The organism is Brytella acorum (assembly GCF_029309905.1).
GTDB lineage: Bacteria > Pseudomonadota > Alphaproteobacteria > Acetobacterales > Acetobacteraceae > Brytella > Brytella acorum.
Map to the genome: position 1 here is coordinate 471,089 of NZ_JARBJP010000002.1, position 21,672 is coordinate 492,760.

General features: G+C 60.5%; 20 protein-coding genes and 1 tRNA gene. 14 read left to right on the forward strand and 7 right to left on the reverse strand.

The genetic code is table 11. The features are described 5' to 3' along the window. Positions 1-6: 6 nt before the first annotated feature. Entirely contained in the window at positions 7-1,554 is a 1,548-nt protein-coding gene (gene secD, locus PWM43_RS05460; protein WP_289841745.1) for a protein translocase subunit SecD, read from the reverse strand. A 187-nt stretch (positions 1,555-1,741) separates the two neighbouring features. Between secD and PWM43_RS05465 the strand changes: the two genes are divergently transcribed. Beyond that, positions 1,742-2,749, forward strand: a complete 1,008-nt coding sequence (locus PWM43_RS05465) for a Gfo/Idh/MocA family protein (protein ID WP_289841550.1) — start codon at positions 1,742-1,744, stop codon at positions 2,747-2,749. Between the two features lies 1 nt (position 2,750). Here the strand turns inward: PWM43_RS05465 and PWM43_RS05470 are convergent, their stop codons facing one another. Both PWM43_RS05470 and PWM43_RS05475 read right to left on the reverse strand, forming a co-directional pair. Beyond that, on the reverse strand, positions 2,751-4,556 hold the full coding sequence (locus PWM43_RS05470; protein WP_289841551.1) for an ABC-F family ATP-binding cassette domain-containing protein: 1,806 nt from the start codon (positions 4,554-4,556) through the stop codon (positions 2,751-2,753). A gap of 39 nt (positions 4,557-4,595) precedes the next feature. After that, positions 4,596-5,330, reverse strand: coding sequence for a response regulator (locus PWM43_RS05475; RefSeq protein WP_289841552.1), 735 nt, complete (start codon positions 5,328-5,330; stop codon positions 4,596-4,598). Between the two features lie 147 nt (positions 5,331-5,477). Here PWM43_RS05475 and PWM43_RS05480 point away from each other — a divergent pair, with 147 nt between their 5' ends. From PWM43_RS05480 to recQ, 8 genes are all read left to right on the forward strand, one after another. After that, positions 5,478-6,026 (forward strand): sigma-70 family RNA polymerase sigma factor, encoded by a 549-nt coding sequence (locus PWM43_RS05480; protein WP_289841746.1) that lies wholly within the window; start codon positions 5,478-5,480, stop codon positions 6,024-6,026. Positions 6,027-6,120: 94 nt separating this feature from the next. Next, positions 6,121-6,699 carry a sigma-70 family RNA polymerase sigma factor gene (locus PWM43_RS05485; protein ID WP_289841553.1) on the forward strand — a complete coding sequence of 193 codons (579 nt, stop codon included), beginning with the start codon at positions 6,121-6,123 and terminating at the stop codon, positions 6,697-6,699. A 169-nt stretch (positions 6,700-6,868) separates the two neighbouring features. Beyond that, the gene (locus tag PWM43_RS15490; protein WP_456304627.1) at positions 6,869-7,045 is read left to right on the forward strand and encodes a NepR family anti-sigma factor; all 177 of its coding nucleotides are present in this window, start codon (positions 6,869-6,871) and stop codon (positions 7,043-7,045) included. Positions 7,046-7,110: 65 nt separating this feature from the next. After that, positions 7,111-8,850, forward strand: a complete 1,740-nt coding sequence (locus tag PWM43_RS05490) for a sensor histidine kinase (RefSeq protein WP_289841554.1) — start codon at positions 7,111-7,113, stop codon at positions 8,848-8,850. A 160-nt stretch (positions 8,851-9,010) separates the two neighbouring features. Next, positions 9,011-10,633 (forward strand): thiol reductant ABC exporter subunit CydD, encoded by a 1,623-nt coding sequence (cydD, locus tag PWM43_RS05495; RefSeq protein WP_289841555.1) that lies wholly within the window; start codon positions 9,011-9,013, stop codon positions 10,631-10,633. Positions 10,634-10,668: 35 nt separating this feature from the next. After that, on the forward strand, positions 10,669-12,330 hold the full coding sequence (gene cydC / locus PWM43_RS05500) for a thiol reductant ABC exporter subunit CydC (protein ID WP_394356046.1): 1,662 nt from the start codon (positions 10,669-10,671) through the stop codon (positions 12,328-12,330). Between the two features lie 123 nt (positions 12,331-12,453). After that, a complete protein-coding gene (locus PWM43_RS05505) occupies positions 12,454-12,852 on the forward strand; it encodes an OmpA family protein (RefSeq protein ID WP_289841557.1) in 399 nt (132 codons plus the stop codon). Between the two features lie 44 nt (positions 12,853-12,896). Then, a complete protein-coding gene (recQ, locus tag PWM43_RS05510) occupies positions 12,897-14,705 on the forward strand; it encodes a DNA helicase RecQ (protein WP_289841747.1) in 1,809 nt (602 codons plus the stop codon). A 41-nt stretch (positions 14,706-14,746) separates the two neighbouring features. Here the strand turns inward: recQ and PWM43_RS05515 are convergent, their stop codons facing one another. Further along, positions 14,747-15,193 carry a copper chaperone PCu(A)C gene (locus tag PWM43_RS05515; RefSeq protein WP_289841558.1) on the reverse strand — a complete coding sequence of 149 codons (447 nt, stop codon included), beginning with the start codon at positions 15,191-15,193 and terminating at the stop codon, positions 14,747-14,749. A gap of 203 nt (positions 15,194-15,396) precedes the next feature. On the opposite strand from PWM43_RS05515, the gene nrdR reads away from it, so the two are divergent. From nrdR to thiL, 3 genes are all read left to right on the forward strand, one after another. Continuing rightward, complete coding sequence (nrdR, locus tag PWM43_RS05520; protein WP_289841559.1) at positions 15,397-15,894, forward strand: transcriptional regulator NrdR; 498 nt, start codon at positions 15,397-15,399, stop codon at positions 15,892-15,894. Between the two features lie 81 nt (positions 15,895-15,975). Then, the gene (gene nusB, locus PWM43_RS05525) at positions 15,976-16,455 is read left to right on the forward strand and encodes a transcription antitermination factor NusB (protein WP_289841560.1); all 480 of its coding nucleotides are present in this window, start codon (positions 15,976-15,978) and stop codon (positions 16,453-16,455) included. Continuing rightward, a complete protein-coding gene (gene thiL / locus PWM43_RS05530; RefSeq protein WP_289841561.1) occupies positions 16,452-17,405 on the forward strand; it encodes a thiamine-phosphate kinase in 954 nt (317 codons plus the stop codon). Before nusB ends, thiL begins: the two co-directional genes overlap by 4 nt. 126 nt (positions 17,406-17,531) lie before the next feature. Here thiL and PWM43_RS05535 read toward each other — a convergent pair whose 3' ends face one another. Continuing rightward, positions 17,532-18,719 (reverse strand): hypothetical protein, encoded by a 1,188-nt coding sequence (locus tag PWM43_RS05535; protein WP_394356047.1) that lies wholly within the window; start codon positions 18,717-18,719, stop codon positions 17,532-17,534. Between the two features lie 79 nt (positions 18,720-18,798). Between PWM43_RS05535 and PWM43_RS05540 the strand changes: the two genes are divergently transcribed. Together PWM43_RS05540 and glk are read left to right on the forward strand one after the other, a co-directional pair. Next, a complete protein-coding gene (locus tag PWM43_RS05540; protein ID WP_289841563.1) occupies positions 18,799-19,626 on the forward strand; it encodes an SDR family NAD(P)-dependent oxidoreductase in 828 nt (275 codons plus the stop codon). A gap of 80 nt (positions 19,627-19,706) precedes the next feature. Next, positions 19,707-20,705, forward strand: a complete 999-nt coding sequence (gene glk, locus PWM43_RS05545; RefSeq protein ID WP_289841564.1) for a glucokinase — start codon at positions 19,707-19,709, stop codon at positions 20,703-20,705. 220 nt (positions 20,706-20,925) lie between these two features. Here glk and PWM43_RS05550 read toward each other — a convergent pair whose 3' ends face one another. Both PWM43_RS05550 and PWM43_RS05555 read right to left on the reverse strand, forming a co-directional pair. Beyond that, a complete protein-coding gene (locus PWM43_RS05550) occupies positions 20,926-21,240 on the reverse strand; it encodes a hypothetical protein (protein ID WP_289841565.1) in 315 nt (104 codons plus the stop codon). A 175-nt stretch (positions 21,241-21,415) separates the two neighbouring features. Continuing rightward, a tRNA-Cys gene (locus PWM43_RS05555) sits at positions 21,416-21,489 on the reverse strand. Positions 21,490-21,672: the final 183 nt, after the last annotated feature.

Sequence of the window (21,672 nt, forward strand, 5' to 3'; positions counted from 1 at the left end):
CAGCGTTCAGACCGGCAATTCAGTAGGGCGGGTGAGCGCATACCAGCGCACCATCAGCAGGCGCGACAGCATGAGCGTCGTGAAGAGAGTGGTGACGATACCGATCGTGATCGTAAGGGCAAAGCCGCGTACCGGGCCCGTTCCGAACACGAACAGCATGACATGCGCGAGAAATGCCGTCGCGTTGCTGTCCACGATTGTCGACGTTGCGCGCTCGAAACCTGTCTGCATGGCGGCCAGCGCTGTCCGGCCCTTGCCGACTTCTTCACGAATGCGCTCGTTGATCAGAATATTGGCGTCCACCGCCATGCCGAGCGTGAGCAGCATACCGGCCATGCCAGGGAGCGTCAGCGTGGCTTCGAACAACGACAGGATGGCGACCATGAGCACGAGGTTCGCCACCAGCGCGATATTCGCATAAAGGCCGAAGCGACCATAAAACAGCGCCATGAACACGATGACCAGCACCAGCCCGACCAGAAGGCTGATCGCGCCGGCGCGAATGGAATCCGCTCCCAGGGAGGGGCCGATTTCACGCTGTTCGATGACCGCAAGCGGCGCGGGCAGGGCACCGGCACGCAGCATGACGGCGAGATCCGTCGCCGACTGGGCCGTGAAATTGCCTTCGATCTGGCCCGATCCGCCCGTTATCGGCGTCTCTATGACGGGGGCTGAAATCACCTGATTATCGAGGACGATCGCGAAGCGACGACCGACATTGGCGCGGGTGGTGGCCGCGAATGCCTGGGCACCCGCCCTGTCGAAGGAGAACGTGACGACCCAGCCGCCGCGTTGGGTATCTTGTTGCGGCGCCGCATTGGTGAGGTCCGCGCCGTCAACTTCCACATGGTCAAGAACCGCGAGAGGTTCATGGCTGCTGATATCCGTCAGGATCGAAGCGCCGGGGGGCGCGACCGGTCCGGGAACGCCGGGCGCCAGAAGGCGGAAGGACATCTTGGCCGTGGTGCCGAGGAGTTTCTTGATGCGTTCGGGGTCGCTGATGCCGGGAAGTTCAACGACGATACGGTCATCGCCTTCACGCGTAATTTCAGGATCGATCGCCCCGGTGCCGTCGATGCGGCGCCGGACGATTTCGATGGATTGCGTGATGGCGTCGCGCGTCCGTCGTGTGAGAGCCGCTTCGTTGAGCGTCAGAACGATGCGATCCGCTTTTTCACTGACGGCATATTCGTCGGGTGCGGCTGAGGGCAGGGTTTTGACCGCTTCGCGGGCCGAAGCACTCTCGGTCGCATCCCGCGCCGCGAAGCTCAATGTTTTTGTTGCGCGGTCGATCTGGAAGTCGTGATAGCCCAGCCCTTTGGCGAGCAGGACCTGCTTCACCCCGTCTTCGAGCGTCTGAAGGCGGTCGGCTGCGAGGCTTTCACGGTCGAGGCGCAGCAGGAGATAGGAGCCGCCGCGCAGGTCGAGACCCAGATGAATCTGCCGCCAGGGCATGGTGGACGAAGGAGCTTTGATGAAATTCGGCACGCAAAGAAGTGCCCCGATGAGGCAAACAGCCAGCACGCCCATCATCTTCAGGCGATTATAATACATCATGTCGCAGAGCGGCGTCCTTCCCCAACGTCCTCACGCGTGCGGCACGGCACGCAATTAGCGGGCGAACATGCCGTTGCGCGCGACACATGGCAACCGTCCGCGACGCTCTCGGCGTCCGAATTTCAACGGTGATGCCGTTCTGGGCGGCTGGCACGAGCACGGACGGGGTGCTACATGACGAAAAATGAGGCGCCAGAGCGTAAATTCGGAGCAGGAGCCACGGCTCCTGAAGGTCGGGGTTGTCGGGGCAGGCCATTTCGGTCGGTTCCATGCGCTCAAGGCCCGTGAGAACGTACGTGAAGCGCTGGTCGCTTTGTTCGATCCGGCTCCCGAGCGTGTATCGCGTGTCGCCGCGGAGGTGGGCTGCGATGTTGCCGCGTCTTATGATGAGCTTCTGGGCATTGTGGACGCCGTCATTATCGCCGCGCCCGCCGAGTTTCATTTTAAGCTTGCCACCGAGGCGCTGACACGGGGGCGACACGTTCTTGTCGAGAAACCTATCGCCGCCACGCTGCCGGAGGCGAATGCCCTCGTTGCGCTCGCGGCACAGCGGGAATGCGTTCTCCAGGTGGGGCATCTCTTACGGTATTCGGCGGAGCATCAGGCGATTGCGTCTCGCATCGGGCGCCCGCTTTACATCGAAGCCACGCGGATCGCCCCGTTCAAGCCGCGCGGCACGGATGTTTCCGTTATTCTAGACCTGATGATTCACGATCTCGATCTCGTGCTTTCGCTGGTCAACAGCCCGATCGAATCCGTCGACGCGCTCGGGGTCGCGGTATCCAGTGCTCACGAAGACATCGCCAATGCCCGCGTCCGTTTCACGAATGGCTGTGTCGCCACGATTGCTGCGAGTCGGATTTCGCTGAAAACAGAGCGACGTATGCGTGTTTTTTCAGAAGAAGGATATCTTTCGGCAGATTTCGGGGCTCGCGAACTGACCATGATCAATCGCGAACGCGGGTTGCCGCTGCCGGGCACGGGCGGCTTCCGGCGGGAGGCTATCCGTTGGAGCGATCATGACAGCCTTCGGGCGGAGCACGATGCTTTTGCAGCATCTTGCCTCGACGGTGCTCCGGTTCTTGTCGATGGCATGGCTGGCGTCCGAGCGCTGGATGCTGCTCTCAAAGTCAAGGAGAGCATGGATCTGAGCCGAAAAATTATGGCTCAGTCCGGTCTTATATCAAATTGAATCAATCGCTTGATTCTATTTCTTCGCGCTTCATTTCAAGTTCGATCCAGCGCTCTTCGGCTTCTCGCAACGAGCGCTCGGCCTCTGCAAGGTTGGCGGTGTGCTTTTCGAAGGCTTTGACATCGCGCTGGTAAAGGGCCGGGTCCGAAATTTTTTCTCTCAGCAGAATGATTTTTGTCTCCAATGTGGAGATTTCTTCCGGAAGACGGTCGAGCGCCAGTTGATCCTTGAAAGTAAGCTTTTTCTGAGATCTTTTTGATTTTTCGATTTTTTTTCCGGCGGCTGTATTGATGTCCGGCGATTCTTCTCCGGGTGCCGTTCCGTCGCGCTGAGCAAGCATGTCGCTATATCCGCCCGCATATTCAACCCAGCGCGCATCGCCTTCAGCGACCAGAACGGATGTTGCAACGCGGTCGAGGAAGTCGCGGTCATGACTGACCAGCATCACTGTTCCAGGATAATCAGCGAGCATGTCCTGTAGAAGGTCGAGGGTCTCGAGATCCAGATCGTTCGTCGGCTCGTCGAGGACCATGAGATTGGACGGCTGCGCCATGGCGCAGGCAAGGGCGAGGCGTCCGCGTTCGCCGCCGGACAAACTGCCGACCGGGGTGCGTGCCTGTTCGGGACGAAAGAGAAAATCTTTCATATAACCAATGACATGTCTCTTTTCGCTGCCGACCTGAACCATATCGCCTCCGCCGCCCGTCAGGGTGTCGGAGAGAGTTTTCTGCGGATCCAGTGCCGCACGTCTCTGATCCAGCGTCACGAGAGAAACGGAAGGCCCAAGCGTCACGGAGCCTTCGTCAGGTCTGTCGATCCCCGTCAAAAGACGTAGCAGCGTCGTCTTCCCGGCACCATTGGCGCCGACGACGCCAAGGCGATCCCCGCGCAGCACTCTCAAATCAAGATGGCGGACGATCCATCGTTCATCGAAGTGACGCCCCAGGTTTTCAGCGACCGTTGTCAACTTACCCGACGCCTGGGCTTCGACCTGTCCCAGTCGCAATTCTCCATACTGTCGGGCCGACGTCTCGCGACGGCGTTCCCGAAGAGATGCGAGATCAGCGACACGTCGCACGTTCCGCTTGCGTCGCGCCGTCACGCCATATCGCATCCAGTCTTCTTCGCGGGCGATCTGCCGGTCGAGCTTGTGGGCGTCTGTGGCCTCCTGTTCCAGCACTTCCTCACGCCAGGCTTCGAAACGTCCAAACCCTTGGTCCAGGCGGCGCAGGGCGCCACGATCAAGCCACACGACGGATCGCGAGAGCGTTTCCAGCATCCGACGGTCATGGCTGATGACGATCATGGCCGCCCTCGATGCGGCAAGTTCCTTTTCGAGCCATGTGATGGCCGGTAGATCAAGATGGTTCGTGGGCTCATCGAGAAGCAGGAGGTCGGGCTGCCAGGCGAGAGCTCTCGCGAGTGCGCATCGGCGATTCTCACCGCCCGAAAGATTATCCGTCCGCTCTGTGCCCGTAAGGCCGAGTTCCGTCAGCATGGCGCGAGCGCGATACTGATCCTCTTCTTCCAGGCCCGCGCTGACATAGTCGAATGTCGTCTCGAAACCCGAGAGATCGGGTTCCTGACTCAGATAGAAGGCACGCGCGCCGGGCTGAAGAAAACGTTTGCCGGAGTCAGCGAGAATTTCGCCCGCGGCGATGCGCAGAAGCGTGGATTTCCCCGAGCCGTTCCGGCCGACCAGACAAAGGCGTTCGCCGGGATGAACGCTTAGGGTCGCCCCCTCGAGGAGTGGGCGGCCTCCGAGTGTATAAGTGATGTCCTGAAGGGTGAGGATCGGAGCAGCCATGCCCGCTATGTGAAGCAGTGGCGTCCCGACCGCAAGCGGTCAAAGTGAGGGAACGCCACCGGTGAACGCCTGATAGGTGGCAATCGCCAGCGTCAGGGGCTCGAACGGCTTCGTCACGACGAAGGACGGCTCTTCGACCTCGCCCGTCAGCAGCCGCTCCGGATAGGCCGTGACGAAAATGACCGGCACCTTGTGCGAGCGCAGGATGCGCGCCACCGCATGCGTGCCGTCACCGCCCGCGCCCAGATTGATGTCGGCCAGGATGAGGCTCGGGCGCAGCTTTTCCGCCAAAGCGACGGCGTCGGCTTTCGTCTGTGCGACGGCCACGACGCGATGGCCGCATTCCTCGACCACGTTCTGGATGTCCATGGCGATGATCGGTTCGTCCTCGATAATAAGGACGTTCGCGGCAGCGACGCTCATGACGGCCTTGCGGGCTTCTTGCAGACGCTCGACCGCGGTGGTCTCGTCCAGTCCGATCACGATTGCGGCAGCCGCAACCGACTGATCTTCAAGCGAGGTCAGAAGAAGCAGAGCGCGATCACGCGTGCCTAGCGTCTGTTCGTCCGTTGCGTTCTGTGTGCTGAAACGTCGATATATCGCCCGATAGAGGCCGAGCCGTGGCACGGTCTCGATCGCACTTTCTGCCATATAGTCCTTGAGGCCGCCCGCCACGAGAGCGTCGCCCGCCGCCTGGTTCCGGGTGAGGGCCCGTGCGAAGCGTCGCGCATATGGCAGCGCCTGGACGAGTTCCTGACGCCTGTCTTCAGTCATGAAAAAATTTGCTCCCGGACACCGCGATTTGGTGCCTTTCTCATCAGCCCGACTATGGCACCGAACTTGTCGTGCGCCAACATAGCATGCGAGGAGAGACGACGGCGCATGACAGACGTCGGCAATCCCGACGAACTGCAGGTGCAAATGGGCAAGGCAATCCAACCGCAACATGAAACGCCGGAGGTTCGCTCAGGTCTTGCCGTCCTGCTTCCCGATCTTCGTGGGTTCGCGCGTTTTCTGACCCGCGACACGACGGCCGCCGACGATCTCGTGCAGGAAACCGTGTTACGTGCGCTGGGTTCAGCCGGACAGTTCGTCGTTGGGTCCAATCTCAAGGCGTGGCTGTTCACGATTCAGAGGAATATCTTTTACGAAGGTCGACGTCGCCACGTTCGCGAGGTGGCATATTCGGAGCAGCAGAACCACGTACAGGAGGATGTGCGTGAGGACGTCGTTGAAACCAGTGACAATATGCTGGATCTCTCCGCCATGCTGTGGCGCCTGCCGGAATTGCTGCGAGAAGCCTTGATCCTCGTGGGGGCTCAGGAACTGACCTATGAAGAGGCGTCTCGAATCTGCGGCGTGCCGGTCGGAACCATGAAGGCCCGTGTCTCAAGGGCGAGATCGCAGCTTGTGGAGATGTCCAGACACAGGACGGCAACGGCTGAAATGGAGGAAAAACCGGAGATTTGATTTTTTTCTTCGTTTTTTTGTCCGCGATGCAACCATCTTGTCTCGTCGGTCATTGCTCCTTCGAATACCGAGAAAAAAGACGAGAGGAAAACCGATGACGACCTTCCATGATCAGGTGATCGCCATTCTTCCCAAGCTGCGTGTGCAGGCACTTTCGCTGACCCGCAATCGCGCGATGGCGGAGGATCTCGTCCAGGATGCGGTCTGTAATGCTCTCGCCGCACAGAACAGCTTCATCCCCGGGACGAACTTCTCGGCCTGGATGCATCGTATTCTTCGGAACCGCTTTATTTCCGACCTTCGCAAGCGTCGTGACACGACCGATATCGATGATGTGCCTGCGTCGACATTCGCCACCAATCCTGCACATGAAGACACGCTCGCGCTCAAGGATCTTTCTCTCGCGCTTTCCAGACTCCCGTCGGAACAGCGTGAAGCGCTCGTCATGGTCGTCATTCACGGCATGAGCTACGAGACGCTCGCAGAAGCGACGGGCTGTGCGGTGGGGACGGCCAAGAGCCGGGTTTTCCGGGCGCGCCGCCAGCTCGAAGCTTGGATGATGGGGGAGCTTCCCGCCAACGATAAGCTGTCCGTGAAAGTCGCCGCCCTGCGCGCCGCTCTGGAGCAGAAGCAGCGGGTCGGAGCCCGTGGCACAGACCTTTCGCACAACTGACGAACCCGCAGGGCGTTCGGTAATGACGAGTATCGCGTGGCCCGCTCCCGGCACGCCATACGTAAAAGCGCGGAAGGAAACGGCGAGTCGTTTCGATTCGCGCCCTACCGAAAAGCTGAAAGATCAGCTAACGGTTCAGGAGGTAGGACGGAATTTTGTGGGGGAACGGATGAGTGGGAGAAAGGATCGGACGCCAGACGATCCTCTGCCAGAGCAGGAGACAGGCGCGGCATTCGATCTCTGGCTGAAGCGTGGTTTGCACCAACTTTTTGATGAGGTCGCGAACGAACCGCTCCCTGAAGAACTTCTCAGGTTGATAGAAGTGGACCGGGACGGAAAGTCCTGATTCATCTTTCTCTGATGCGTCGCCGATTCAACATTCATCTTTTCGATACCGTGGGTGCACGGGTCATGGCACTCATTCTGAGTACCACGGTGCCGCTTGCAACGATTGCGGGTCTGCTCGCCTGGCATAGCTATTCTTCCGCGCGTCAGGTCGGAGTTGAACGACTTGGCGCGGCGACCAGCCAGGCTCGTGACGCGATCCGACAGCAGTTGACGAGCACGGAAACGGCACTCGGCCTTTTTGCGGCCATGGGTATCGAAGAGGGCGCGATCCCGCACTTTGCCCTCATGCTGCAAACGCTCCTTCCCGAACAATATTGTCTTTTTGCCCTCCTTGATCCGGATGGCCATCCTGTCAGCAGCGTCACCCGCAAGGACGGCGACGTCCGCTGTGGCCATGCGGCCCTCTCCTCGGCTCTGCGCGCTTCAGCGTTCAGTGCGGATCCCCCAGGAATCGAATCTGATTTCCAGCTTCTCGCGAATGAGGACGTGCCTCTGATTCGTGTCGTCTCTCCCACCCGTTACCGGCGAGCCGACGGGAAAGAGATTCAGGGAAGCATCGTGGTGGTTGAGATGCTCGAACTGCCCCAAGGCGTTTTGGGCGCGACTTCGGGCCCATCCAGTTTGTCCGCACGGGTTTTTGATGGGATGTCCCTGCTCATTGCCTCGCCCGACGGGGGGTGGGCGCCACTCGTCCTGGGTCGAAGCGTCGCGGCTGCATGGGAACCCGGCGTTCAGGCGCATGTCATGAGTCGCTTGCGGGAGGGAATTCTGTCGGCGCATTTTGTGGAGAGCGAAACCTACTATTCGGTAACGCCGCTGTTTCGCGAACTCGTCCTCGTTGCGCGCTCGGGGCGAACCGACGAGGAAAATCATGGGCTACGTCTTTTTGCCGTGCGCATCCTCCTGATCGTTTCCCTGCTCGCCGTGGAAATTCTTCTGGTTGCCGTGGCGGCTCGCGCCTATCTCGTGGAACCGCTGGAGAGACTTTCTTTCAGTGTCGCGGAGTGGCGGCGCAGCAATGTGTTTTCAGCCGGGCCGTCCCGTGCCGTGCCCGTTGAAATCAGGCATCTTCAACGCGCGTTCCGTCGCGCGACCGATCGGCTTTCACGGCATGAGCGCCAATTGCGAAAGGCGGCCCGTTCTCAGGAAGCCCTGATCAGGGAGATCCATCACCGCATCAAGAACAACCTGCAGATCGTCGCATCTCTGTTGAATCTCCAGGCCGCGCGTATCAGGGAGCCTGCGGCTCGGCGGGAATTTACCTTGATCCGCGAGCGTGTGCGCACGTTGGCAACCTTGCATCGCTATCTCTATCCGGAAGGTGGTATCGCGGCGCTCGATATCGGAGGATTTCTGGAAGAACTCTGCGCTCAGATTTATCTGTCACATAATCTGGCGACGGATGGACGCATAAAACTTCTGCTGGAGGTGGACGCGGTTCCGATTTCTCCGGATCAGGCCGTTCCGATTTCGCTGATCGTCAGTGAGCTTCTGAACAATGCTCTGAATTTTGCCTTTCCGGAAAACCGCTCTGGCACAGTGCGGGTCTCGTTGAAAAAAAATGACGCGAATTGCGAGTTGCGGATCGCAGATGACGGAATCGGCTTCGAGAGCCATGTGGATCGGGACGGTGCCGGACGCGCCGCCGGGCTCGGTCTGCAACTCGTCCGTGGCTTCGCCAGACAAATGCAGGCGCATGTCGAGATGAACACGGGTGAAGCCGGAACGGAATGTCTCGTAAGGTTTGAACCGGTCCCGGCCCGTCGACTGGTGGATGATCCCTATGACGAAATGGTCGACTGAGGATTCCGCAGGGTGTGTTATCGAATGGAAACCGTTGGCTAAATGTTCCGCAATGTAGCCCAAAGGATCTACCTTTTGAGCGGGCTCCCTTCTATATGGCCCCTACATGAGCGCCGTTGACAAAAAAATAGTGCGCGGCTGGGTCAAGCGCCGGTCCGCAATGAGCCGTAAGTCGGCCATGCCCGTCGTGGCATGGGGGCTGATCTCCGTGGCGCTGGGGATCTGGCAGGCATGGCTCGTCGCGAGCCTGCTCGCCGGTTTTCTGATGGAGCGGCAAGCGTCCGAGGGGCGGGCGATCGTCATACTCGCGCTCGTCATGATCGGCCGGGCGGTCTGCCAATACCTTCAGGAATGCGCCGCCGCGCAGAGCAGCATCGCAGGACGGCGTCTGTTGCGCCGCGACATGCTCGAAGCCATCATCCGGGTTGGGCCACCGCTTCTGCGTCGTCAGCATAGCGGCGCGGTAGGGACGCTGATTGTCGATCGCATCGAATGGCTTGATGGTTTTTTCTCCCGCTGGATTCCCGCATCCATGATTGCAATGGCGGGGCCGTGCCTGGTGATCGCCGGGCTGGCTTTCCTCAACCCGCGCGCTGCCGTCATTCTTGCTATCTGCGGCTTTATGGTGCCCGTAGCGCAGGCGGTTTTCGGTATCGGCGCCGCATTGGCGACGCGCCGTCAGGTTCTGGCCATGACGCGCCTGCAGGCCCGCTTTCTGGATCGTTTCCGGGGGATCGCGACCATCGTATTATCCAATGCCACGGAACGCGAGGCGTCGGCACTGGCCGATGCGACGGACACCCTGCGGCGCAGGACAATGCGCGTGCTGCGGATCGCTTTCCTGTCTTCGGCCGCCATCGACATTGCGATGGTTGTCGCAATCGTCACGATAGCCGTGATGCAGGGAAGGGCGCTCTACGGCGCGAGCACGCCACTGTCGACGGCAAGGGTTCTGGTCGCGCTTCTGCTCGTTCCGGAATTTTTTGCACCGCTGCGGGGTCTTGCATTGGCTTATCAGGACCGCGCGCATGCAAGCGGCGCCGGGGAAGCGATGGAAGACCTTGTCAGCGACGCGGATGTCGCGACTGCCGCTGAAATTCCGGCGCTCAATGGATTGAGCGTCGACGTGCGGGACGTCTCATATGCCTGGAGTGCCGCGCGGGGACCGGTCTTCGATCATCTCAGCTTTGACGTCGCGTCGGGTGACGTCCTGGTTCTGGATGGTCGTTCGGGAGCCGGGAAATCGACGCTGATCGAGTTGCTGATGGGTTTCGTGCGTCCACAAGAGGGGCGGATCCTGTTCAACGGCATCGACATCGCCGCGGTTTCTTCACGTGACATTGCGGAACGTCTGACGTGGATCGGGCAACGCCCGGTTATTTTTGCAGGGTCTCTACGCGAGAATATTGTATTTTCCAGACCGTCCGCCACGGAAGCCGAACTGGCCGCCGCGGTCAGGGCCGCCGCGATCGATACCTTCGTGACAGACTTCCCGGATGGTCTGGATACGGTGGTCGGAGAAGGCGGCTTCGGCCTGTCCGGTGGTCAGGCGCAGCGTATCGCCATCGCACGTGCGTTTCTCAAGGATGCGCCGCTTCTTCTGCTGGATGAGCCAACCGCGCATCTTGATCCGGCGACCGAGCGCGCCATCATCGCGGCACTGCGGGAACTCGTGAAAGGGCGCACCGTCGTGCTTTGCAGTCACTCGGAAGCGATACGGGATCTCGGGACGAAGCGGCTCATCCTTCCGACCGGCGAAGAGTTGCGGGAGAGTGTATCGTGAGCGCGACACGCGACGAACGGCAGACCCACACGCGCTTGCCGCATCACTCGGTTGCGACCGCACTCGGGGAAATTCTTTCTGTCTGGCGGCCATGGAGCACGCGGCTGCTATGCGGTGGTCTGCTTTCCATTTTGGCCTTGTTTTCAGGGCTGGCCCTCATGGGCGCTGCGGGTCTGCGTGTTTCCGCATTCGCGACCGGGGTGGGGCTGGCGATCGGCTATGTCGTGCTGCGTCTTGCGGGTGTGGGGCGCATCATCCTGCGCTACGCAGAGCGTCTTTTCGCGCATGACGCTATGTTTCGGGCACTGGCGGGACTGCGCGTCTGGTTCTTTCGCAAACTCGCCCATGGCGCGGCCGCGGGTATTGGTTTCCGTCGGTCGGGAGATCTGCTTTCCCGCCTCGTGCGCGACGTCGATACGCTGGACAATCTCTATCTGAGGATCGCCCTGCCGTTCCTTGGGGCCGTTGCGGCGATGCCGGTTCTGCTGATTGTGGGCTGGCACGCCTCTCCACAGCTTGGCGTCACGTTACTGGTGATTTTTCTGATGGTCGCGGTGCTTCTTCCCGTGATCGCGGCACGGATCGCAAGACCGGCCGGAGCCGAGATTTCGGAGGCTGAGGCCGATCTTCGTGTCGCCGCGCTCGATTTCGCGTCAGGGATGCGGGAAGCCCGGGCATTTGGCGCCGAGCCGCGTCTGGTCGATCGGATTCTGGCCAGGCAGGACGTCCTTTATCGCACACAGTGGCATCATGCCCGACGACAGGCGGCGGCCGGGGCTTCCGCGTTTCTCTGGGGGCAGATTGCGGTTCTCGTGATCGTCTGCGCCATGGCGGGGCGGGTATTCGGCGGTGTGCCAGCCTTGAACGGTGTGGTCGTCCTGTTCGTGACCGTGACCGCCTTCGAGGGAGCCATGGGGCTGACCCGCGCCGGGGTGCTTGCAGCCAAGGTCGGACACGCGGCGCAGCGCGTGACGGCCGTTGCTGACGAAGCTCCTCTGGCCACTGATGGAACCCAGGAGGCGCCACGCGATGGGGACGTGGTTCTCGAAAACGTTTCATTTGCATGGAGCGGGAAAAGTCGAGCGGTTCTGGACGGTCTCAGCATGACGATAAGACGGGGGGAGCGGGTGGCGCTTCTCGGTCCGTCCGGTATCGGGAAATCCACTTTGGCGGCTCTGCTGCTCAAAGTTGTGGAGCCCGACGAGGGGCGGATCACTTTTGGCGGAGCCGATCTGAGAACCCTGACGTCAGACAGTCTGCGCGCCCGGATCGGGTGGCTCTCGCAGTCGACACATCTGTTTGACGATACCATTCGCGCCAATCTGTTGCTGGCGACGCCTGATGCGCCGGAGTCTGCCCTTTGGAAAGCGCTGGATGAGGCGGAAATCGGCGACTTCGTTCGTAACCTTCCCGACGGACTTGATAGCTGGGTGGGAGAAGGGGGCGCGAAAGTCTCGGGAGGCCAGGCGCGTCGCATCGCTCTTGCGCGCGTTCTGCTGACCAACGCGCCGCTGCTGGTCCTTGACGAACCGGCGACGGGGCTGGATGCCGAGACCGAGCGTGCCTTCCTTGCGACATTGAATGAAACTTCGCGTGGTCGAACAGTTCTTTTGATCGCGCATCGTCTGCTTGGCGTGGAGCAGTTCGATCAGGTGTGGCGTCTGAACGGCGGTAAAGTCGAGGCGGCGCCCGTCTGAACGCATGATAGATGACGGCGCGATCGCGTCATGATGTTGACGTCTCGCACGCGGCGCGGCACGAACAGCATTTCGCGGAGAACTCCCTTCGCGGTACAGAACGAAGACGAGAAAGGTATACCGATGCGTCGCGCCTCATTGTTCCTGTCCTTTTCGGTTGCGGCGCTGCTCGGTGCATGTGCCAATTCAACGGATCGGGATCGCTATCCGGTTTTTTTTGCTGCCGGTTCGACTGAATTGTCACCCGTCGCCCAGCAGATTATTGGGCGTGCTGCGCAGGACGCCAGGAATTCCCACGCTTCGGTTGTCGAGGTCGTTGGGCATGCCGCAGCACATGGCACCAACCTCTCGGCGGATGAGCAACTGGCTATAAATCGCGCCAAGGCGGTTGCGGATGCTCTTGCGACGGATGGCGTGGGGACTGCGAAAATCACGCAGTTCGCTCGCGCCCCTGCCAACAATCAGGATGCGGCCGTTGCAGCACGGCGTGTATCGATCGAGATCGATCCCGGCACTCCGTGACGTTATCCGAGCCTGAAGTCACCGATCAGGATGAAACCGCGCCGCTGATTTCAGGCGCGCGATCACCCGAAGCGGTGCTTCACGAGGTTTTTGGCTTTTCGTCGTTTCGTGGTCTTCAGGCGGAGGCGGTCCAAACCGTCATGCGGGGCGAGGACGTTCTCGTTCTTATGCCGACTGGCGGCGGCAAGAGCCTTTGTTATCAGGTTCCGGCCTTATGTCGTGAGGGGATGGGGCTCGTCGTGTCGCCTTTGATCGCCCTTATGGACGATCAGGTGGCGGCCCTCCGACAGCTTGGGGTGAACGCTGCCGCGTTGCATTCCGAACTCGAACCGGACGAACTGGCGCGGATACGCGCTGATCTTTCGTCCGGTGATCTTGATATTCTTTATATCTCGCCCGAACGTCTGCTTTCGCCGGGAACGACCCGGTATCTCGCACAGCGGCGTATTTCCGTCATCGCCATCGATGAGGCGCATTGCATTTCCGCCTGGGGCCACGAATTCCGACCGGAATATCGGGCGCTGGCCTCGCTGCCCGAACTTTTCCCGCGCGTTCCACGCATCGCTCTGACGGCGACCGCGGATCCACGCACGCGCAATGATATTCTGATGGCGCTCGGCATGCCCCAGGCCCGTCAGCTGATCGCGAGTTTTCATCGGCCCAATCTCTTCATCGCTGCGCGCCCCAAAATGCAGGAGATGCGCCAACTCGAAGAGGCGCTGGCCCGTTTCGGCGACGCGGCATCGATTGTTTATTGCGGGAGCCGCAACAAGACCGAACGTGTCGCCAAGGGGCTGAATGACCGCGGCATTACGGCGCTGCCTTTCCACGCGGGGTTGGCGCCACAGGAAAAGCGCGCGGCCCTGTTACGCTTTCGTCGTGGCGAACCGCTGGTGATCGTTGCCACGATCGCGTTCGGCATGGGTATCGATCGGCCCGATGTGCGCTGCGTCGTGCATCTCGATATGCCAGCCTCTCCCGAAGCTTATTACCAGCAGATCGGGCGTGCGGGACGAGATGGCCAGCCTGCCAATACGCTTCTGCTATACGGTGGTGAAGATATCGCACGGGCACGTTACTGGCTGGAGCAGTCCAGCGCGCCGGAAGCTGAAAAGCGCGTGATGCAGGCGCGACTGGAAAGCATGATTTCGCTGTCTGAAGCCGTCTCCTGCCGAACACAGGCTTTGCTGGCCTGTTTCGGCGAACATCTCGAACAGCCTTGCGGGCATTGCGACAACTGCCTTCATCCGGTCTCGACGTTCGACGGAACGGACGCTGCCCGGAAAGCGCTGTCCGCGGTCTATCGCACCGGTCAGAATTTCGGCGCGGTTCATATCACTGCGGTTTTACGTGGGAAGGTGACGGAAGGAGTGAGCAGACATGCTCACCAGCACCTCTCCGTGTTCGGCCTGGGGAAAGAACATAGTGACGCCTGGTGGCGCGCGGTCATCCGTCAATTGATCGCGCGCGGCGCTTTGCGCACGAGCGGGGAGCATGGCGGCCTCGGACTGGTCAATGAAGTTGCAAGGCCGATCCTGCGCGGCGAGATCAAAGTCGAGCTGCGCCAGGATCCGACAGTCAGTCTTCGGGAAGAAGGCAAGGGCAATGCGGCGGAAACATTGATCGGCCCGGCGAAATCACGTTTCGACGCGTTGAAGGAATGGCGACGCACGGAGGCGCGGGAACAGGAGATTCCGCCTTATGTCATTTTCCACGATTCGGTTCTTCGAGAGATCGCGAGTGACGCGCCCTCTTCTCTGGAAGCGCTGGGACGGATCAAGGGCGTGGGCGGCTCCAAGCTCACACGATATGGCCAAGCGGTGCTGGAAACTCTGGCCGCGAAGGGCTCCTGAAGCCTCAAGGGCCGTGAGGCGCGAACTCCGCTGTCGTTCTCTCAGTTCGCGGGAAGTTCGACCGACGGAGCGTGGATCGGGAATTCGACGACTTTGGATGATCCGCCGAGGAATGTGAACGTGACAGGAACCTCGTCACCGGTTTTGAGACCACTTTTCGTGTGCAGGCAGACGAGATGATAGCCGCCTTCAGGAAAATCCATTGTCGATTGTCGCGGCAGCGCCAGGCGTGTGAACAGGCCGCTGGTGTAGTCCGTCGACTCCTGGTCGGAATGCCGGGCAATGAACTGATCGCATGCCGGAGACGTCACGCCTGTCAGGAGGTGATTTTGCATGCCGTTATTTGTAATGGTGAAATAGCCGACTCCAAGATCCGGATTGGAAGTATCGTAGCGCATCCATCCTTTGACGGAGATATCCGCAGCCGCGTTGTTCTGATCCGCCTCCGCGGCTGCCGTCGCCCGATTCCCGATCGCTGGCGCGGACACGTCCTGGGCTTGGCTTTCCGGCATCCCGGCGTGCGCGAATATACAGAGACCCAAAAAGGCGGCGCGCGCTTTCCATCGCCGAGAACCTTGCGTTCCGTTCACCGATAGGCTCCTTACTCTCACCATTCTTATTCCATGCGTGGCGCGCTGGTCCGGTCCTGTGGTTTCCCCGGATATTGCGGCGCCTTCGTCCGAGGCAAACGATGCACTGTCCCTTCTGCGGCCATGAAGATACCCAGGTCAAGGACAGCCGATCAACCGAAGACGGTGTGGCCATACGTCGTCGGCGCGTGTGCGGCGCCTGCGGTCAGCGGTTTACGACGATTGAACGGGTGCAGCTGCGGGAGCTCGTTGTCACGAAGATGGATGGACGTCGGGTGCCGTTTGATCGCGACAAGCTGGCACGCTCCATCCGCGTGGCATTGCGCAAGCGTCCGGTCGATGATGACGCGCAGGAGCGCATCGTCAACGGGCTCGTCCGCCAGCTTGAGGCGTCCGGTGACGGAGAAATCGCGAGCGATCGGATCGGCCGGCTGGCGATGGATGCGCTGCGGCGGGTCGACGATGTCGCCTATGTGCGCTTCGCCAGTGTCTACCGCGATTTCAGGGAGGTCGCTGCGTTTTCCCAGCTTTTGACGGATATGAAGCCCGGCGACGAAGGGCTGGAGGGATTGCCGTCGCGCGAGCGGACGGAGAAATAGCGCGATCACGATGTGTCCGTCCGTGATAGGGGAGGCGCATCGCACTTTATGCCGGGATTTTTGTGCCCGAAAGGAAGACAGATGACTGAGACACTCGAAAGCGCGCCGAAGCGTTCGAGAACACTTGCGCGTGTTGCCGCCGTACAGGCGCTTTTCCAGTGCGAGCAGAACGGGGACAATCCTGAAGCCGTCGTACAGCAGTTTGTTCGTCATCGTCTCGAGACGCGGGCCGATGCGACCTTCGAGGAAGGTCAGGTTCCGGATGCGGACCGCCGTCTTTTCGAGGAGATCGTCAAAGGCGCGACCCAAGGTCAGGACCGTATCGATCAGGCTCTGGTTGAGATCCTCCCCGCAAACTGGCCGATGGAACGTCTTGATTCCGTTCTGCGCGCCCTTCTGCGTGCGGGCGCCTTCGAACTCGAAGGAGACGTGCCAGCGGGCGTGATCATCAACGAATATCTCGATGTCGCGCATGGATTTTTTTCGGGTGACGAGCCGCGCATGGTCAATGGCGTTCTGGATACGCTGGCTCAGCGCAAGGCGAGCACGAGCCCCGCGTGACAGGAGCGGGCGAGTTCGATTTCATCGCGCGGTATTTCCGGCCTCTCGCAGGGCGGGAAGCGCTCGACCTGCGTGACGACGCGGCGCTGATTGCTCCGCGCCCCGGTCATGAACTTGCCATCTCGACGGATACGATCGTCGAGAACGTTCATTTTCTGACGGACGATCCCCCAGCGACCATCGCGCAGAAACTTCTGCGGGTGAACCTTTCGGACTGCGCTGCCATGGGCGCCGTACCGTTCGGATATTTCCTCAATATCGTGCGTCCGCGCCGTCTTGATGATGCCTGGTTCGAGTCATTCAGTGCGGGCCTTGCGGCGGATCAGGATCTCTTCGACGTACGCCTCCTCGGCGGCGATACGACGAGTACCCAGGGACCGCTGGTTCTCTCCGTCACAATTCTCGCCTGGGTGGCCCAGGGCTGCGCGTTGCGACGCGACAGGGTCCAGTCCGGTGATGACATATGGGTGACAGGTTTCATCGGTGATGCCGCGCTCGGCCTGCGGGCGCTGCGTGGAGAAATACCGGATCCGGACGGATATCTGACGGACCGATACAGAGTGCCTCAGCCTCGTATGGGCTTGACTCTCACCGGCATCGCCCACGCGGCGATGGACGTGTCTGACGGTCTGATTCAGGATTGCGGACATCTGGCCGCCGAGAGTGGCGTCGGCATCGTGGTCGAGGTCGGGAAAATTCCGCTCTCTCCTGCGGCTCTCATTCTGGGAGATGAGGTTCTGGGAGAGTGTCTCACAGGTGGCGACGATTATGAACTTCTCGTGGCCTGTGCGCCGGCATGTCGCATTCAACTTGAACGGGAATCCGTCCGATCCGGCATCAAGATGACCCGGATCGGGCATGCAACGGCCGAAAATCCAGGTGGCGTCACGGTTCTTGGACGGGATGGCGCGCCGGTGGGACTGTCATCACGGGGATGGCAGCACTTCTAGAGTTCCGTCCGTTCACACGGGTTTGCGGACAAGGCTCCCATTCTTAAGTTTCGGCCAGCATCTTTATTCGATCAGCCCAGCCCGTCTGATCGGATAAAGATGCTCTGGAAACGTCGGATTTGTGAATCAGGCCGCGTTGGGCTCAATCGAACCTTCGTAGAGACGGTGAATTTTGTTGGGCGACGGGACCAGGCGTTCGATGAGGTTACGCATCGGCAGGTTGGATTCCAAAATCCATCCCAGTTCAACGGCATCGTAATGGAGCGTTGTGCGGCGCCGGAGCAATTCTGCAATCGCCAGAGAGGGTAGCAGCGCGCCGAGCATGGAGCCGCGCATCCGGTGTGCGACGCCGAGCAGGATAACGCGCCCCGTATGAAAATCCTGGCGCAGCAGACGGAGGCCAAGCTTCGCCCAACCCAGTGGCGAGGGAGAACCGTCAAGATCATAAGCGATATCGAAGACGTTGGGCACGACCATGGCCATCGCGACCGGCTGACCGGCCTGGTCGATCTGGACATAATGCTCGGGACGCAGGACCGGCTTGAGCTGCTCGATCATGGCGTTCATTTCGTAGTCTTGCAGGGGTACGAAATTGAACGTGCCTTCCCAGGCGTCGTTATAGAGGCTTCGCAGAATCTCGCCCTGCGCCGTAATCGCCTTTTTCGAGAGATGAGACACCTGGATGTCACCGAGGCGATCCTCACCGGGCTTGAGCGATCCCGGAACGATATGAATCGCGTCCGTCGTATCGTCGAGTTTGAGGCGGTAGGTCAGAAGATCCTGTATCTTGCTGAACCCACAGGCCTCGACGCAGTCGGACAGACCGATGGGATGCCACGGAGTCGCGACCATCGGGGGCTCGGACTGCCCGGCGATCATCATGCCTGATTCGCCATGATAACTCAGCGTCAGTGGCCCGCGCATGGCTGCCATTCCCTGAAGACGTAACCAGTCCCGCGCGGCATCGAGCAAAGCCCGCACGACGGCCTCTTCCGGCAAGGCGTCCAAAGCGCCAAAAGCACCCGATGTCGATTTCCACGCTTCTATGGACAAGGGATCCACGATGGCCGCAATTCGGCCGCACGGCTTATCGCCACGCCACGCCAGAAAGTATCGAATCGAGGCATGACGGAAAGTCGGGCTGTGCTTTGGATTGAGAAGGTGATTCTGCTCCATGTCGAGCGGCGCGACATAGCCGGGAAGGTCGCGATAAAGCAGACGTGGCAACTTGATGAAGAGCGACAGTTCCCCCCGGCTCTCGACGGGGCGGACGACGATCGGCGCGTCAGGTTGCGCGCGTGCCGGGGATTTCAGCAATGTTGTCCTCGTTTATGGGGGGCGGGACATGTCATGCCCTGCAGGAATGTTTCGTTTGTGAATGAGATGAAGTTACATGTCACGTCGTAAGAGCTTTGCAAAGGAAACCCTTCTATCACGAGGCGGCGCTTCTGGCGTCCTCATCACGGGCGCCTCGGGAGGAATCGGGGCTTCCATCGCTCTCCAATGCGCAGGTCCGGGCGTGACACTCTTCCTTTGGGGGCGGGATGCGACACGGCTGGAAGCTTGCGCCGAGGGATGCCGGGCACGGGGCGCTGAGGCTCGCATACGCACGCTCGATCTCTCGGACAGCCAGGCGGCGCTGGACGCATTGCGCGAGGACGAGCAGAGCATGCCGATCGGTTTCATGGTGTTGGGTGCCGGGATGCCGGATATCCGCGCGCCTGAAGCGTTGACGGAAGATCCCGGCACGGTCCTGACCATGGCCCAGGTCAATTTCACGACTCCCGTCACGCTGGCGACGGCGGCGGCCAATGCGATGGCGCGTCGTAAGGGAGGAGCCATCGTGGCGATCGGTTCGGTCGCGGCCTTTCACGATCTGCCACAGGCGACGGCGTATGCCGGCACCAAGGCGGGACTGACGCGCTTCATGACCGCTCTGCATGGGGCGATGCGACCGCACGGCGTCATCGTGACCGTAGTCTCGCCGGGCTATATCGATACTGCGATGAGTCGCCGCCTCGAGGGCGCACGCCCGTTCCTGATGACACCCGAGTCCGCCGCTCGATCCATCCTCAGGGCTGTGAGGCGAGGCCGCGCGCATGTCATGTTCCCGGCACCGTTCATCGCCCTGCGGTTCCTGGAGGCTCTCGTGCCCCGGCGTATCGCTCATGCCCTCCTTCGTCGCTCGGAAGTGCAGCAGCGTGAAGTCCGAGGGCAATGATCATATGGCTGTGCCCATACGCAACGTGGAATGTCATGCGCGCGTTGCACCGTCAGAGATCGGATTGAAAGGAACATTCGATGGAAGAAATCGTCGTTGGGGATATCGGTGGCACGAATGCGCGCTTTGCCATAGCGCGCATCGAAAACGGACGTGTCATCGCGCTTGATGACGAGACCACGCTGAAATGCGCGGCGCATGCGAGCCTCGAACTCGCCTGGGAGGCATTTGGCGATCAGATCGGCCGAAAGGACACACTGCCTCCGCGCGCCGGAATTGCCGTCGCATCTCCGGTGCATGGCGAGGTGCTGCGGATGTCCAACAATCCCTGGACGATCCGTCGGCGTGATCTCGAGACGCGACTGGCGCCCGAAGGGCTCGTGCTGGTCAACGATTTTGGCGCCGTCGCCCATGCGGTGGCTCATGTCGAGCCAGGTCAGTTGCAGCATCTGTGCGGCCCTGAGATTCCTCTTCCGGTCGAGGGCGTCATCTCGATTGTCGGACCCGGGACAGGTCTTGGCGCCGCCTGCCTCATCAGGCACGGAAGTGCGGCTGATTATACGGTTCTCGAAAGTGAGGCCGGGCACATGGATTTCGCGCCCCTGGACGCTTTCGAGGACTACGCGCTGCAACACTTTCGATCGCGCTTCATGCGAGTTTCAACCGAACGGTTCGTGTCGGGACCGGGGCTGGTCAATCTCTATGAAGTGATTGCGCAGCAACAGGGCATGCCCATGACGATTCGCGACGACAAGGAGCTCTGGACGCGGGCTCTGGAAGGAAGCGAAACCATGGCCGTCGCCGCTCTCGAGCGTTTCTGCCTCTGTCTGGGTGCCTTTGCCGGAGATCTTGCGCTTGCGCATGGGGCCGCAGGGATGGTGATTGCGGGCGGTCTTGGATTGCGTCTCGCTGATCGTCTTGCATCGTCCGGCTTCGCGGAGCGTTTCGTGGCGAAAGGCCGTCTTGGAACGAAGCTCTCGACCGTGCCCGTGAAAATCATCACCTATCCGCAACCGGGCCTCCTGGGCGCGGCAGCCGCTTATATTTCGGCTCAGAAGCGTGACAGCCGGATGAACTGAGCATCATCGAGATGCGGGGAGTCTGGCCGCCGGGCTTTCCGCGAAGGAGCGGTTCGCAATCTTCACGCTCTTACGCAACAAGCCTTGGGTTTGTCGGGCTGGCCTGACGAGGCGGGGGAGGCCTCTGAGGTTCGGCGAAATATGATGTCTCTCGCGCCTGGGAGTGGTCGGAAGGCGGCGCGAAAGGGTCCTGGCGAGTCGGGCAACGCGGCCTGAAGGGCTATTCTTCGCCCTCGTCTTCCTCTTCGTCGTCGTAGAGGACTTCTTCGACGGTAACTTCAAAAACGCCGCCTTCGCTAAGGGCTTCCGCCGCCTCGGTGGCAGCTGTGACGTCTTCGTAAAGCATGGCGTCACTCGGATCGGACACCCAGTTATTCTCCGGGTGCCAGAACTCGTCTTCTTCCTCGACTTCCCGGCGGATCAAGTAACCCGCAATTTCTTCGTCAGCCATTTTGTATTCCTCCTGCGCGAAGGAAGAGGGCGAAACCTGTTGCGTGTCAACAACACGCTGATGACGGATCGACGGCATCAGCATGCTGGTTTTTGTCAGGAGCCATACGGATCGAAATTTGTGGAATCTGCGGCTTTCCAGTGCGGGACGCGCGTTCGCCCGCACTGCTCAAACCACACGATAAACCCATCACGGCAGGGATGAAATTTATAAGAAACAATCTGAGAGGCGCAATTTTCCTGCGGCTTGTGACGCGCGGTGGAGGTCCGGGCGGGAATCGAACCCACATACGCGGATTTGCAGTCCGCTACATAACCATTCTGCCACCGGACCGCGCGTTGGGGCTATATCCATCCAGATGAGAACGAGGTCAAGAGGCGAACGCTCCGGCTTTCGCTTGCGGATATTTTTATTGCTCCCGTCAGAGCTTATCAGACATTAACGGTCACGGACTTCCGGCTGGTGGTCATGATGAATGAGGACGCACGAGTTCGGATCGGCGCGGCGTCATCGAGT

Bases quoted from the DNA above. Each gene is read 5' to 3' on its own strand.
- glk (WP_289841564.1), top strand. From the start codon at position 19,707: ATGGAAGAAATCGTCGTTGGGGATATCGGTGGCACGAATGCGCGCTTT.
- nusB (WP_289841560.1), top strand. From the start codon at position 15,976: ATGACTGAGACACTCGAAAGCGCGCCGAAGCGTTCGAGAACACTTGCG.
- PWM43_RS05490 (WP_289841554.1), top strand. From the start codon at position 7,111: ATGGCACTCATTCTGAGTACCACGGTGCCGCTTGCAACGATTGCGGGT.
- cydD (WP_289841555.1), top strand. From the start codon at position 9,011: ATGAGCCGTAAGTCGGCCATGCCCGTCGTGGCATGGGGGCTGATCTCC.
- PWM43_RS05480 (WP_289841746.1), top strand. From the start codon at position 5,478: ATGGGCAAGGCAATCCAACCGCAACATGAAACGCCGGAGGTTCGCTCA.
- PWM43_RS05540 (WP_289841563.1), top strand. From the start codon at position 18,799: ATGTCACGTCGTAAGAGCTTTGCAAAGGAAACCCTTCTATCACGAGGC.
- secD (WP_289841745.1), bottom strand. From the start codon at position 1,554: ATGTATTATAATCGCCTGAAGATGATGGGCGTGCTGGCTGTTTGCCTC.
- PWM43_RS05465 (WP_289841550.1), top strand. From the start codon at position 1,742: ATGAGGCGCCAGAGCGTAAATTCGGAGCAGGAGCCACGGCTCCTGAAG.
- PWM43_RS05485 (WP_289841553.1), top strand. From the start codon at position 6,121: ATGACGACCTTCCATGATCAGGTGATCGCCATTCTTCCCAAGCTGCGT.
- PWM43_RS05470 (WP_289841551.1), bottom strand. From the start codon at position 4,556: ATGGCTGCTCCGATCCTCACCCTTCAGGACATCACTTATACACTCGGA.
- PWM43_RS05505 (WP_289841557.1), top strand. From the start codon at position 12,454: ATGCGTCGCGCCTCATTGTTCCTGTCCTTTTCGGTTGCGGCGCTGCTC.
- PWM43_RS15490 (WP_456304627.1), top strand. From the start codon at position 6,869: ATGAGTGGGAGAAAGGATCGGACGCCAGACGATCCTCTGCCAGAGCAG.
- nrdR (WP_289841559.1), top strand. From the start codon at position 15,397: ATGCACTGTCCCTTCTGCGGCCATGAAGATACCCAGGTCAAGGACAGC.
- PWM43_RS05475 (WP_289841552.1), bottom strand. From the start codon at position 5,330: ATGACTGAAGACAGGCGTCAGGAACTCGTCCAGGCGCTGCCATATGCG.
- PWM43_RS05550 (WP_289841565.1), bottom strand. From the start codon at position 21,240: ATGCTGATGCCGTCGATCCGTCATCAGCGTGTTGTTGACACGCAACAG.